The organism is Bradyrhizobium sp. WSM2793 (assembly GCF_000379585.1).
In the GTDB taxonomy this organism is placed as follows: Bacteria; Pseudomonadota; Alphaproteobacteria; order Rhizobiales; family Xanthobacteraceae; genus Bradyrhizobium.
The window spans coordinates 195483-207974 of sequence record NZ_KB902773.1 but is presented as its reverse complement, the minus strand read 5'-3'; the positions used below and the strand labels follow the sequence as shown (position 1 = coordinate 207974).

Sequence of the window (12492 nt, the reverse complement as noted above, 5' to 3'; positions counted from 1 at the left end):
TGGTTCGCCTTCGGCATTCCAGCGTTCACTGCCGTAGCCGCTATACTCTGGCTGATGATAGCCAAACCCCAACCTGCGGTTTTTTGAAAGATGGGAGCAATTGCCGAGCTAGACTCAGGATTTCGGTTGTCAAGGCGAATACCATGCCAACTTGCTGCAGCCGCCGGGACAACGCGCAGACCTCCGGGCATGGTCGAGCGGCTAGGAAAAGATAACTGTTGGGCCGCCAATCATCTTCAAGAGCGCTTGATGCTCAGGCGCGTCTCTTCATGTAGGAGCAATATGGCTTAGCTTTGTGCTCCATAACGACAAACCCAGCCACAGCAGGCTGGCGGAAGTGGCATGGCAAAAGCCAAGCTGCGCGGTACCATGGCGCCCTTGCGTTGGGACGACACGGAGGGAGGCGGCTTTACCAGTGGCAAACCGTGGTTGCCGCTGAGCCCGGATCGCACCCGCAATATCAAAGCGCAACAGGGCGATCGGACTTCGCTCTTGATCCTTTACCGTGAACTCGTTGCATTGCGTCGGGAGGAGCCGTGCCTGTTGCAGGGAGAGTATCTGCCACGCCGCGCACAGAACGACATCTTCTCGTTCGAACGTAGGATGAACGATACGCAAATCCTCGTTGGTCTCAATATTTCCGGAGAACCACGGCTTTGGGAGTGGGAAGGCTGCGGCATCCGATTGTTATCGACCGGGCTAGACTGCAAGCAGGAAAAGGTAGCGGGACCAATCCACCTGAAGCCGAACGAAGGCGTCATCGTCAAAGTAATTCGTTGAGACCGCCGCGGCCGAGCCGACCAGTCCGGCGTGAAATTCCGACGATGCATGGGCCGATCCGAGGATGCGCCTCAGAGCTGTCGCTTTTCGCGGCGTCGCAGCGAGCTGACGTGCTTGCGCGGTCGGAATAAGAAACGAGCAGGCAAAGAGGTTCTGAGGACAACGATGTTGTCGGGGAGAGGCGGTCCGCTGCTCTGGCCAACGTGGTGAAGCCCTGCCGACCATCCCAATGGAACCCTTTTTCCGCCCTCCCGTTGGCCCTTTTTGAGAGGGTGCATCATGAACGTGCGAGATGAATATACGCGATCGCTCTGGATGGATGTTCCGGTGGGCGAAGCTCCCAGCCTGTCAGGATCCGAGCGGGCGGACGTGGTTGTAGTGGGTTCTGGGATTGCGGGGCTGTCGGTGGCCTACGAGCTTGCCAGCCGCGGGCGTTCCGTGATCGTGCTGGATCGCGGCAGCATCGGCAGCGGAATGACGGCGCGCACGACCGCGCATCTCGCCACGGCGCTGGACGACTATTACAAGGAGCTCGTTAGCGTTCGCGGCGAGGAATGTGCGCGGCTCTACTACCAGAGCGTCATGACCGCGATCAGCCGCGCCGAAGCGATCCAGGATCTCGAAAATATCAACTGCGATTTCTGCAGGGTCGACGGTCTCTGGGTGCCGGCGCCGGAGACGCCGAGCTCTCTGCTGGACAACGAACTCGAGTGCTGTCAGCGGCTCGGCATTCCCGTCGAGAACCACGAGACTGCGACGCCCTTCCACTCCGAGGGCATGGTGCGATCGTTACGATTCCCCGGCCAGGCGCGCTTTCATCCGACGAAATATCTTGCGGGGCTTGCAAGCGCGCTGCAGCGCGGCGGCGCAAAACTTTACGCCGACAGCTGCGTCGAGAGCATCGAGCACAAGCGGGACGAGCTCGTGGTAAAAGTGTCATCCGGGCACGAGGTGCGGGCAGCTGACGTGGTGGTCGCAACCAACTCTCCGGTCAACCTTGAAGTCGCCATCCACACCAAGCAGGCGCCCTATCGCAGTTATGTTATTGCCGCGAAGCTGCCGGTCGGCGTGCTGGCCGACGCTCTCTATTGGGATACGCTCGATCCCTACCATTATATACGCCTGCAGCCGCTCTCTACCGACGAGGGGCTCGTGATCATCGGCGGTGAAGACCACAAGTCCGGCGAGGCTGATGATGGCGAGGCACGCTTCGCGGCGCTTGAGCACTGGGCACGCGAACGATTGCCCGATATGGGCGCGATAACCCATCGCTGGTCAGGACAAGTCCTGGAGCCGGTAGATTTCGTTGGCTTCATCGGCCGCTCGCCGGACGAAGAGCATGTTTTCATCGTCAGCGGCGATTCTGGACAAGGCATCACAAACGGCCTCGTCGCCGGCATCCTGATCGCCGACCTCATCACCATCGGCTCCAGCGCGTGGGAGGAGGTCTATTCGCCGGCACGGAAGATCCACAAGAACCTTGGTGAGTACATCAGCGAAAACATCACGCCGTTGAAAAATTTAGCGGAGTATCTTTCGGCGGACGAAATAGCGTCCGTCGAGCGGTTGCGGCCAGGGGAGGGCTCTCTGGTGCGCAGCGGATTGCAAAAGGTCGCCGCATGCCGGGACCAGGCAGGACAGTTGCATTTGCATTCCGCCAGCTGCACACATCTCGGTTGCGTTGTGCACTGGAATTCGCTGGAGCAATGCTGGGATTGCCCGTGTCACGGATCTCAGTTCGCGCCCGATGGCACCGCCCTCAATGGACCGGCAGTATCCCCGCTTGCAGACCTCGAGAAGCCAGCGCACCACCAGGCTGCGGAATAGCTCCGATTGGGCGCCTTGTATGCCTGCTCGCAGGGAACTGATGGTGGCTCGTTATCTCGGACCATTGTACAGGCGGTAACGGCGGACGTACCCTTAGTGAAAGGCCCTGGGAAACGGAGGCCTTTTCGTGTCGCTTCCAGACGGCTGCACATGACGTCTGTCGGGTGTTCAGGCCGTTGAGCATACTGGGGATGAAGCAGGCTGCCCCAGTCCTCGAGCCAGACGCTTGAGGAAGAAAAGAAAACGGACGCCGCGCTAAACAGTGGCGGAAGCCACGATCAATCGAAGGCGCTTAGCGGCAATCAGCCGACACGCTCGTTGGGCCGACGCCGGTGGGCGTCGCCGAATCCTTGGTGTTCGCAGGCTTCACAATGAACCTACCGCCATCTGGGCGTCCAACCGGCAGCGGAGCCGCCCAGCAGCGGCTCCCTCCGCTATTTCTTGCCCTCGCCGACGGTAGGTGCGGGCTTGTTGTCGAGATCCTGCGCCATCTCGAGGTGATGCTTAAGCGCCGGCAGGGTCTTGCCGGCCCAATTCTTCAGATCCGCGTTGTCGCCGCCCTTGGCATATCGCTCGAACAGGTCGACGGCATCCTTATGAGCGTTGACCTGCATCGAATTGAACTCGGAGTTGAAATCGTTACCGTTGGCGCCCTTGAGTTTGTCGAGCTTGCTTTGATGCGATGAATCGAGAGCGCTGGGCAATTCGGCTTTCACCTTGCCACTGGTGACAAGTTCCTTCAGCTCAGTGCTGGTTTTAGTGTGGTCCGTTACCATTTGGGAAGCGAAGGTCTTCTCCGCTGCATTTCCCTTCTGTTGTGCGAGCTTGTTCGACTCGATTTCAAACATGTCCGATATCGCGACCTGCTTGACAAAATCCACCGTCGAGGGGCTGACCCCGAGTACGGAATTGACGCCGGTCTTCTCGCTGACTGATTGGGCCAGTGCCGGCGTCGCGAGCGAAATGCACGCGATTGCTATTATGGTGCGTCTCATGTGTATCTCCATCAGCTTGCGGTCTTGCCATTGACATCCTTGCGGAGCGCCATGGTGTGAGCTTGGTGTCGCCGCCTTTCCTCGACGAATTTGGCGGGTGAGGAATCGGACGATGTCGTCGTGGCTGAGCTCTCGGCCCAGTCGTAGCGGCGACCGGCCATGACAGGAGCCCGCCAGATAGCTAGGCGGTCTCAAGTCACCGGTCTTGCGGCATCTTCGACCGCTCGGGCGGTGGTTGCCATTCCGGCGGCATAGGCAGCTCCGGCGCCCAACAGAAGCGCGCAGAAACTGGCAAGCATTGCATAGGCGAGGTGCTTGCGGGCCTCCTCCATTTGAGCTTGCGTCACCGGCCTGCTCGTCGAACCGACTGTTTCACGCGTCGGGTTATTCGAATAATATGCGATGCGGGCGTTCGCCGAATAGCTTGGGCCGGCGAGGTTGCCCGCGATGCTGCCAGCCGAAGCAGGTATCATCGCTGCTGCCGCCACCACGATGACCGTTGCAACCGCCCACGCTCCCAAGGCGTGTCCGACACGCCCCAAACTGCTCTGATCGGGCGAATTGGCGGCTGCGATAGCGCCGCCGACGAAGGCGGCAATGATGCCCGAAACGGCCCACCAGACGAAGGCGGGCCAGCCGGCGCTCGCAGGCGCGGAGGCGGCCATCGGGGTATCGATGGCGAGCAGGCCAATGCCAAAGCCTAGCATCGTCAGCAGAATTTGGACGACCAATGAAGCAAAGACGCCCGCCAGAACCGGCGACCAGGTCCAGGCGAAGTAAGCGTGCGGTACTGCGCGTGTGGCCATGGATGTACCTCCTCAATAGGACTTTGGATTCAAGATCGACTTCGCAGGTAAGTTCCAATCGGTTGGAACCTCGGACGTGGTTGCGGCTTGAAGGTCAGAAAGGAGGAGGATTGACCATGACATTCGGCAGAGGCGCCCTATTGTGGCTCTTGGGCATCCCGCTTCCCGTCATCCTGCTGCTTGCGCTATTCTGGCGCTAGCGGCCGCGGCGACTCGAACTCCACCAGCTAAGCTGGCAGGAGGGAGGTGCGACCGGTCGAACCGGTTGGTGAGTTGACGCTGTCCCAAGTGGGCTGCGACGTGTTTTGACTGCGATTCACGAAAGGCTTCCCGCCCGTGCTGGAGAAGGGCTCGGGCGCTGAGGAGGAGAGCGAGAGAAGCTCCGAGGCGGCTTAGGTTTTGCGCCGGGTATGTGGCGGGCGCGGTATTGACAGTTCCGGAAAGCTGAGTGCTTTCTTCTCGCAGAAGACGGTCCAGATCATCCTCGAAGATGGCCTGCGTTGTCTCGAAGAGAGCTAACAGCTTGATGGCTTCTGCGATGTTTACAGTGCCACTGCGCACGACAAGTTGTTGCCGTTCAACGATCTGACGACCCTTGACGACATGGCGACGAGCAAGCTTGAGGCGCTCGGCAAGATTGGACATTAGTGGCTCTCGTCGAGGAAGGCGGGAGCGGCGATCGGTCTCTCAGTCGCCGGCGCCTACGGGTCATGCGCCAGCCGGCGATGTAGGAAGAATACTGCGTTTGATACATTCGCGCACCATCCAATTCAACCTAGGACAGCGGGACTCCAATACGGACAGTCGCGGCCTCAATGCAACCGCATACGGAGTTTCTTGATGATCTCCCGCAGATCGTTCGCGTACTCCTCGATAGCTCGCCGGACGTCCTCCAGGCGCGACGGCTTGGGCGTCGGCGTCTCCCTGACCGGACCTCGCTCGTTGGGCTGGTTCATGGGGAGAAAGTTGCACGTAACAGAAGGGGAAGGTTGACCTAAATCAAAGGAAATTTGAAAGGGTGGTGGATCGCGCGCAAACGGCGGCTTTCGCGGATTATCAAATCGCCGCCTCGCGGGTTAGGCTGCCCGCCGCAAGAAGACAGCGCTGCGGCGATAGTAAGTAGCTAAGTACGAGGCTTTCGAAGCTACTAGTCGTTGCCATCAGTCACGATAAGACCATTCCTTTATCTCAGCGATCCGCCTGAACAGGTCTTCGGGGCCACTCGCTGTTGGATCTGCACGTTGGAGCCAGTCCTCGGCCCACATGAGCCAGTCGCCGACACTGCGACCATCGACCTCAATGGATCGATCAATATCCATTGAACGGAGTGTGCTCAGGAAATCCCGTACGGCGGCGAGGTCGCTCCAGTCCTCAGCAATTTCCCTGAAATACCGCCACCGGTTGGCGTCACGTTTCCTCCTTTGTTGCTCCTCGTACCGGCGTCGTTCAGCGAGCTGGCGTTCGCGCTCGGCGGCTTCCCGTTCCTGTCGTTGCCGAACGAGTAGGGGGCCTGCGGCCACGAATACTGCGACGATGTCTGGTAGCATGCCTTCGAGCTGCTGCGTATCGGTCTCCAGCCACTGGCACTTCAGCCCGGAGGGCAGATAAGTCTTGATTTCGAAGACAAGACGACCGGTTGGCACGAGCTCCTGTTTCCAGTCCCTGTTACCTATGCGCCACCGCTGCTCATCTGCAGTCAGTAGACGACGGGTCTCCTTGTGCTTCTCACGAAGCTGGAATTCGATCTTTTCACCGGAAACTTCGCCAAAGAGTTCGCGCCGGTCGCCTTGCCTGATCTTGCCACCCTGGCGCTCGATTGCCTTGAACAGTGCGTCGAGAAAGCGATGCTGTCGCCGATCGCTGTCGCTGAAGGCGCCAGGATCATACAGCTTCTTTCGCCACGGATCGCGTTCCTGGCGCGCACGCCGCTTTCGTTCCTCATGGTCTACCAGCCAAGCGGCAATAATCGCGTGCGGTTTTACGAGGCGTTCGGACACAGTCATCGAGGACGATTCCGCGTGAATGCCCTCCATCTGACGGCGCACGTCGTCCGGCAGGTCAGGCGGTGGTTCGGGCTGCGGTGTCGGATAAATCGTGATCGGGCGGGAAGGTTGGCCGGATTCCGGTAGTGGCGCACGTTCCGGTGCCTTGCCAACCGCGTGTTTAGCCCAATAGCCCCGCGCCGGGTACGGGATGTCCTCCCGACGACAGATCTTAGCGAGGCCGTTGTCGCTGATTCCGTACCGTTCAGCCAACCGGGACATGGGCATTTCCCACACACCAGAATAAAGATCTTCTCGGGTGAGCGTCGTCGGCTGAGACGGGCGTGGTGCTGGTGTGGCTGGCGGCGATGAAGCAGCCGGTGTGGACCTTGCCTCTACATCCGAAAGCATTTGGGCCGTTGGCTCGGCTTTGTGCGTTGTAGTTTCCGGACGTCGTGTGCGTGTGGTCTCTGCGTCGGTCTCCAGCAACAAAGGCTCGGGACAATCTGGAGGAGCCGGAGGTAGGGGTGGCTGAGTCACGGCTTTGCCGAACTCCTTCTTGATCCATAACCGGGTGGGGGCGTCGGAATGTCGGCGCGGCGGAGCAGGGAGCTTAACCGGCTCGTATTGGTGCCCAACTCGGCAGCCACTCGCGTGATCGGCGTCGACCAGATACGATTGTAAAGTTCGTGACGGGTAAAACGATGTTCCATTGCTTCAGGCAGTGACAGATATGATTCCACCAAGATATCACCATCCTCGCGACTAGGATTGTACCTTGCGTCTCGTCGAGGGCTTCCGTTTGCGCAGCGCTTGACCTGCCCGTCGCGGAGGCTTGTGAAGTGACCGGTGTCGGGCGGACCAAGATTTATGAACTAATCGGCGATGGTCGAGTTACCACCACATCCGCGCCGACCGCATTTTCACCGGGCCGCGGGACCAGCGGTACAACTGCTGCTCGAGCGAGATCTTCCAAGGCTGTCGAGATATATTTCGCGTAGTGCCGCTCGATCATTTTCACGGAAGTGTTGTGGAGTTTAGCAACGTGCTGAATAGGGAGCCGGTTTCGCAAGCCGCGTACGATACTGGAATGTCGTAACGCATAAGGGATGGCTTCCGGCAGCCCTGCGCGCTCGCGGATGGCATGCCACGGACGAGTAAGTTCTGCCGTCTTCCACGGACCGCGTTCTGACTTTCTCCAGACGATGCTACCGGCTTCCTGCTCATACCTCCATCGCTCGAACAACAGCGCGTCTCTCGGGCGATCTAAGATTTCCGGTAAGAGGACTTCCATGACATCTTCGCCCACCGGAACTGGGACGGAGCCACCGTTGCCGCCGCGTCCCTTGTAGGAACCCGGTACCATCAAGCGTAGCTCTTTCCGTTGTGCATCACTGACGCGCATCCGCCTCGCCTGTGCAAACCGCGCGCCGGTTGCTGCGAGGCACACGACAATGCGATATAGGTCGCCTTCAAATCCCTGCTCGTCGTCGATCTCGCATGCGGCTCGAAGCAAGGTGTTGATCTGCGCGTCCGTGAGTATTTGATTGTCTCGGGCGACAGATATCTCATCATCGTCATCAATGCGTTCAGCCTTAAACCCGTCTTTCACGATCGAGGGAAATGTTGGATTCAGCTTCTTTTGTTCCGCCGTCAAGCGTGGCCATGCTGCATTCAGCGCCGCCTTCAGGTCGTTTATGAGCCGCTGCTTTGTCGTGCCCCTTAATTCTACAGGAAGCTCCTCTCGCCAGGTGAGGAGGTGATCTTCCTGTAGCGCGTGCAAATGGACTTCGGCGAGAGAGGCAGCCTCAATGGCTTCCTGGCTACCGCGCTCTTCTTGACCAAGAACGTAGCGACGCAAGCGGTGACCAGCATCGGATCGAACCTCGCGGCCAGCCCTCCGGCTGTCACGGGCATTACGCTCCCCGATGTATGTCTCTACAGCCTTCCGCACGGTGGGGGCTGGCCCGGCGGCTTGCGCCGCCGCTTCTATTCTAAACCGAGTGACGAGTTCCCGCGCTTGTGTCACCGCCTGCTCGAAAGTCAGCGTTCCTTCGGCAGGTTTGTCGTTGACGTCGTTGGCGACGCCGACCGGCGCCTGCTTGTAGTTGGCTCCGCGATGGTGATTGCGCCAACGCACGAACCACACGCCGCTCCGCTTGCCCTTGCGATAGCCAAGGTGCGCCTCGGCATCGAGGCGGCGCCAATGCGTGCCAAAGTCCAACCGGGCGCGCGCCTTGGCGGTTGTGATCTGAGCCTCTGTCAGTGTTTTCGTCACAGCACCCCGCCCCCAAAGTCGTCGAATATCCGTCGAATAAGCACTGGCGTACAGGGCCGAACAGTGACGGACTGGTTTTAGCTAAGTAATTGATAAGGTTGGATTGTGGCGAACAAATGTGAACCGGCCAAGAAAAAACTTGCCGCCCTCTCAAGGCTGAAACAGGGGTTCGATTCCCCTAGGGAGCGCCAAATCCGCGATATTCCTCGACTTGTTGCTGCGACCCTATCCGACGGCGGCCCGGTCCGGCCGCGCGATCTCGCTTGGTCATAGTTGCGCGCCGCAGCGTCGACGCTGATGCTGATGAAGCGATCGAGTGAGCCCGCCCCTGACATTCACGCCGGCGCAAAGTAAGCCACATCGCGCCGTCGCTTCTGTGCCGCGCGATGGTTGCATGACGAGCGCGTGGCTCGGGCTCCCCTCAACGCCTGTTTGAGCGGCGATCGCGAGAGAGCCCTGGCCGTAAGTCCTGGCCGCAAGTTCAGTGATGCGCCGAAATGCTCCTGACGGTCTCGGTGAGCATATCACCGGACGCGGAATGGCCGACGTCGCCCAGGCTGATGATGCCGACCATCCGCTTGCTCTTGTTGATCACCGGCAGCCTGCGGACCTGCAGCTTCTCCATGTGATGCATCGCCTTGGCGAGGTCATCGTCCTCGCGGCAGCAATGGATGCCCTCGGTCATCACGTCGCTTGCCGTCGCGCGGCCGGCATCGAAGCTGTGGCTCGCGAGCCCTTTGCAGACGATATCGCGGTCGGTCACCATTCCGACCAGCTTGTCATCCTCGCCAATCGGAATGCAGCCGATGTCATGCGCCCGCATCAGTTTGGCAATCTCGGTGATTGGGGTGTTGGGGCTGACCCAGTCGACACCCTTGTGCATCACGTCTTTGACTTTCATGGCGAGCCTCCGTTCGTGGGTTTCAAGTGCGTTGATGCAATGCAACGGCACCCCAATCTTCCGAACTCCGACCAGACAAGCGCAGACACTCTCGCCGCCACCCCGCGGAACAGTATGACGGCGACCTCACGGCCAGAGTTCCCGCCCAGGATCGCAACGGCAATCGGCGGTCTACAAAACCTCAGTCATGCGCGCTGAAGCGCCCGTGCGGGGCGTTGGCCGTCAGGCGCGCAAACTGCGCGTGACCCATATGGAGCAGCGTCTCATGATCGCCGGCTTCCATATAGATGTCTGGCTGTGCCTCGATGCTGTCGTCGATGATCATTTCCAATCCGTAGCATTTGCCGACGGCGGGAACCGCGCCGTGTGCACAGTCGCTGAACAGCCGATTGACCTCGGTTTCATTGGCCATTTGGACATTGTCGCCGAGGCTTGTCCTCAGGTCCGACAGACGGAGGTGATGCGATGCGGGCAGGATGGCCAGCATGTATCCGCCGTCGCGCCGCAACACGATGCCCTTGGCGAGGCGGTCGCCCGAGATATGGCATGCCTCGGCCGTTCGAGCGGACGTCATGCTGAGTTCGTGCGGGATCACCTCGTACTGGATGTTCTCAGCGGCGAGGTATTTCTGGAGCGTGGGAGCAATGGCCATGGCATCACCTCCGATGCGGAATGCAAACCATCCACCGCGAGGTCGACCCTGCAGACTCTCGCCATACGATGGGCGGCTGCCTGACTAGAGACCCAACATAGGTCTTCCATCCGCAAGCTGCAATTCAGCGTTCGCGGTTTTCTTCTGCGCGGAGCGCCATCGGTCGAGACTGGCACTCAGGGGCAAGCTTCGCGCATGGCTCGGCACAGCCTCTCTCTTACGCCGTCGTGCCATCGATCGAGCGGCGGATCACCTTCTGCACCTCCGAATTCGACAGGAACAGATCGTGGTTGATGATGCCCCAGCCTTCCTGGGAGGCATCGACCACACGCACGCCGAGCCGCGCGATGACCGCTTTCTCGGCCGCGCCGACCCGCGTCATGCCACCTGCGAGCTGTCCCGACAGTGCGAGTGCGCGATCGTTCGTCGCGGCGATCACGGTGATCTTGCCGGCCAGCGGGCCGATGCGCTGGATCGCCGACGAGAACACGTCCATGTCGATATCAGGCGCGGCAAACACGACCGCGCCGATCTTGCTCGTCACGGTGTCGCCGTATCGCGCATGGAGCTGACGCAGGCTTTCGAGCGTCAGCATGGTTCCCATGCTGTGGGCGACGATGTGCACGCGGCCGGCACTTGGCGCCGACACCAGCGCAGAGAGTACGCGTTCGAAATCGTCGCGCGACCACATCGCGCTGTCGCGGTCATAGGCGTAGTCGAACAGGCCGGCCTTGGAGGGCCAGGAGAACACCATGGTCCGGCCGCGGAACTTGATCCCGTCGGAGAGATGGGCGCCGTCCAGCACGGCCGTCTCGAATGTCTGCTTGAAGCCGTGCACATAGATCAGCACGTCTCCTGTCCCGGCTTGCGCAGCAAGATCGCCAGCGTCCGGCACCGGTTCGACCCGATCAAGGCGCCAATCGCCAAGTCCAACGGAGGCGAGGGAAAGACGGCTCTCGTCCGGCGCCGCAAGCTTGGCCCGCGCGACCGTCATGGCCGTCGCGCGTTCCGGCCCAAACCAGGGTTTGGCACGGGCGCCGTTGACGGGCTTGCGCGTGGTGGTGACAAGCACGGTCGGGTCAACGGAGAGGGACGAGGCGTCGAAGCGCGCGCCGGTCGCACCAAGGCCGGCGCATCCGCCGAGCGCGAGGGCGCTCCCTGCCGACATAAGTCCGCCGAGGAAAGCGCGGCGCGAAACGGAATGACGGGAGTCGCGTTGCAGAGGACGTCGGACGATCACTGGGAACCTTTGGGAACTTTGCCCACCTCACGCCGCCCCGCCTAGCTCACTGAATGACAATGCAGGCGAGAAGACGGCGGAGCCGGTTCGCGGTCCAGATCAGCCGATAATCCCGATCGAATGGAGCGCGCACCACTCGCGTAACGCCTGCTCAGTGGCTAATGCCGCGAAGGCAAGCCGGTTTGTGTGGAGGCGAGTCCAGGCTCGAGAAAGCTCGATATCGAACCTGGATACGCCGGTCAGCCCGACCGACGCCATTCATCCGCCGTCAGTAGTTTCAACTGGGCGAAATAAGTCTCATTCGGGTCCTGATCGGGCTTCGTCTCGACGTTGTCATCGCCCGATTTGGTCTCGCGCATCAGCTCGTTCATGTGTCCGGCAAGCACCGAGCCGATCGCATGGATGGCTTCGTGACGATCGAGTCCTTCGGACATCAACCACTGCGCCTCGCTACGCACCGGCAGCGTGGGATCGGCAATTTGGCTCTCGACGATCACATGAAGAATAGCGTGCACTTTCTCCCGCGGAAGAGGGATTCCGACGCGCCGATGGTAGGCCATCACGAGATCAATCCGTTCCTCCTCGTCCAGCACAACCCACAGATCCGGGTCTGGCTCCGTGAATGGATCGTACGCCGGGAGCGCTTCTTCGTCTTGAAGCGCCGACCGGAGAACGCTCGGTGTCTGCACACTTTGGGGCGAATCGGATGACAGATCGTCCAACCTTTCCGAGTCGAGGCAACACTTCTTGAACTTCTTGCCACTGCCGCAGGGGCAGGGATCGTTTCGTCCTATCTTGCGCGCATTTGTCATGCGGGTACCCGTGACAGAATTTGATTGGGTCACAATATACCAAAGCAGCTTGATCTAACGAAGCGACGCCTTTTGCAATTCATCCCGGGAAGATCGAGACAAATTGTACCGTCGGGCAAAACAGCCCGATCCGCTGTCAACCCCTCTCCACAAAAATATTCCACTTTACCGAAATTCGGATTTGTCGTATGTGTCGGCCATTCCAGCCCACCAAAGGGG

Annotated in this window: 11 protein-coding genes; 2 read left to right on the top strand and 9 right to left on the bottom strand. The window is 60.2% G+C overall.

Annotation, left to right across the window (positions count from 1 at the left end; translation table 11 throughout):
• Positions 1-342 precede the first annotated feature (342 nt).
• Positions 343-780 (top strand): DUF3459 domain-containing protein, encoded by a 438-nt coding sequence (locus tag A3AS_RS43335; RefSeq protein ID WP_020508650.1) that lies wholly within the window; start codon positions 343-345, stop codon positions 778-780.
• Between the two features lie 279 nt (positions 781-1059).
• Positions 1060-2607, top strand: coding sequence for an FAD-dependent oxidoreductase (locus A3AS_RS0109120; protein ID WP_026201823.1), 1548 nt, complete (start codon positions 1060-1062; stop codon positions 2605-2607).
• A 434-nt stretch (positions 2608-3041) separates the two neighbouring features.
• Here the strand turns inward: A3AS_RS0109120 and A3AS_RS0109115 are convergent, their stop codons facing one another.
• From A3AS_RS0109115 to A3AS_RS48940, 9 genes are all read right to left on the bottom strand, one after another.
• Positions 3042-3602 carry a DUF4142 domain-containing protein gene (locus tag A3AS_RS0109115; RefSeq protein ID WP_026201822.1) on the bottom strand — a complete coding sequence of 187 codons (561 nt, stop codon included), beginning with the start codon at positions 3600-3602 and terminating at the stop codon, positions 3042-3044.
• 191 nt (positions 3603-3793) lie between these two features.
• On the bottom strand, positions 3794-4408 hold the full coding sequence (locus A3AS_RS0109105; RefSeq protein ID WP_018317287.1) for a hypothetical protein: 615 nt from the start codon (positions 4406-4408) through the stop codon (positions 3794-3796).
• A 168-nt stretch (positions 4409-4576) separates the two neighbouring features.
• Positions 4577-5053, bottom strand: a complete 477-nt coding sequence (locus tag A3AS_RS47100) for a hypothetical protein (protein WP_020508649.1) — start codon at positions 5051-5053, stop codon at positions 4577-4579.
• 515 nt (positions 5054-5568) lie between these two features.
• The gene (locus tag A3AS_RS0109090) at positions 5569-6672 is read right to left on the bottom strand and encodes a hypothetical protein (protein ID WP_157644240.1); all 1104 of its coding nucleotides are present in this window, start codon (positions 6670-6672) and stop codon (positions 5569-5571) included.
• Between the two features lie 586 nt (positions 6673-7258).
• Positions 7259-8668 (bottom strand): tyrosine-type recombinase/integrase, encoded by a 1410-nt coding sequence (locus A3AS_RS0109085; RefSeq protein WP_018317284.1) that lies wholly within the window; start codon positions 8666-8668, stop codon positions 7259-7261.
• A 481-nt stretch (positions 8669-9149) separates the two neighbouring features.
• Complete coding sequence (locus A3AS_RS0109080) at positions 9150-9569, bottom strand: CBS domain-containing protein (RefSeq protein WP_018317283.1); 420 nt, start codon at positions 9567-9569, stop codon at positions 9150-9152.
• Positions 9570-9750: 181 nt separating this feature from the next.
• Entirely contained in the window at positions 9751-10221 is a 471-nt protein-coding gene (locus tag A3AS_RS0109075; RefSeq protein ID WP_026201821.1) for an aminoacyl-tRNA deacylase, read from the bottom strand.
• Positions 10222-10438: 217 nt separating this feature from the next.
• Entirely contained in the window at positions 10439-11389 is a 951-nt protein-coding gene (locus tag A3AS_RS0109070) for an alpha/beta hydrolase (protein ID WP_049814827.1), read from the bottom strand.
• 311 nt (positions 11390-11700) lie between these two features.
• Positions 11701-12273: an SEC-C metal-binding domain-containing protein gene (locus tag A3AS_RS48940; RefSeq protein WP_085963991.1), complete on the bottom strand. Its 573-nt coding sequence runs from the start codon at positions 12271-12273 to the stop codon at positions 11701-11703.
• Positions 12274-12492: the final 219 nt, after the last annotated feature.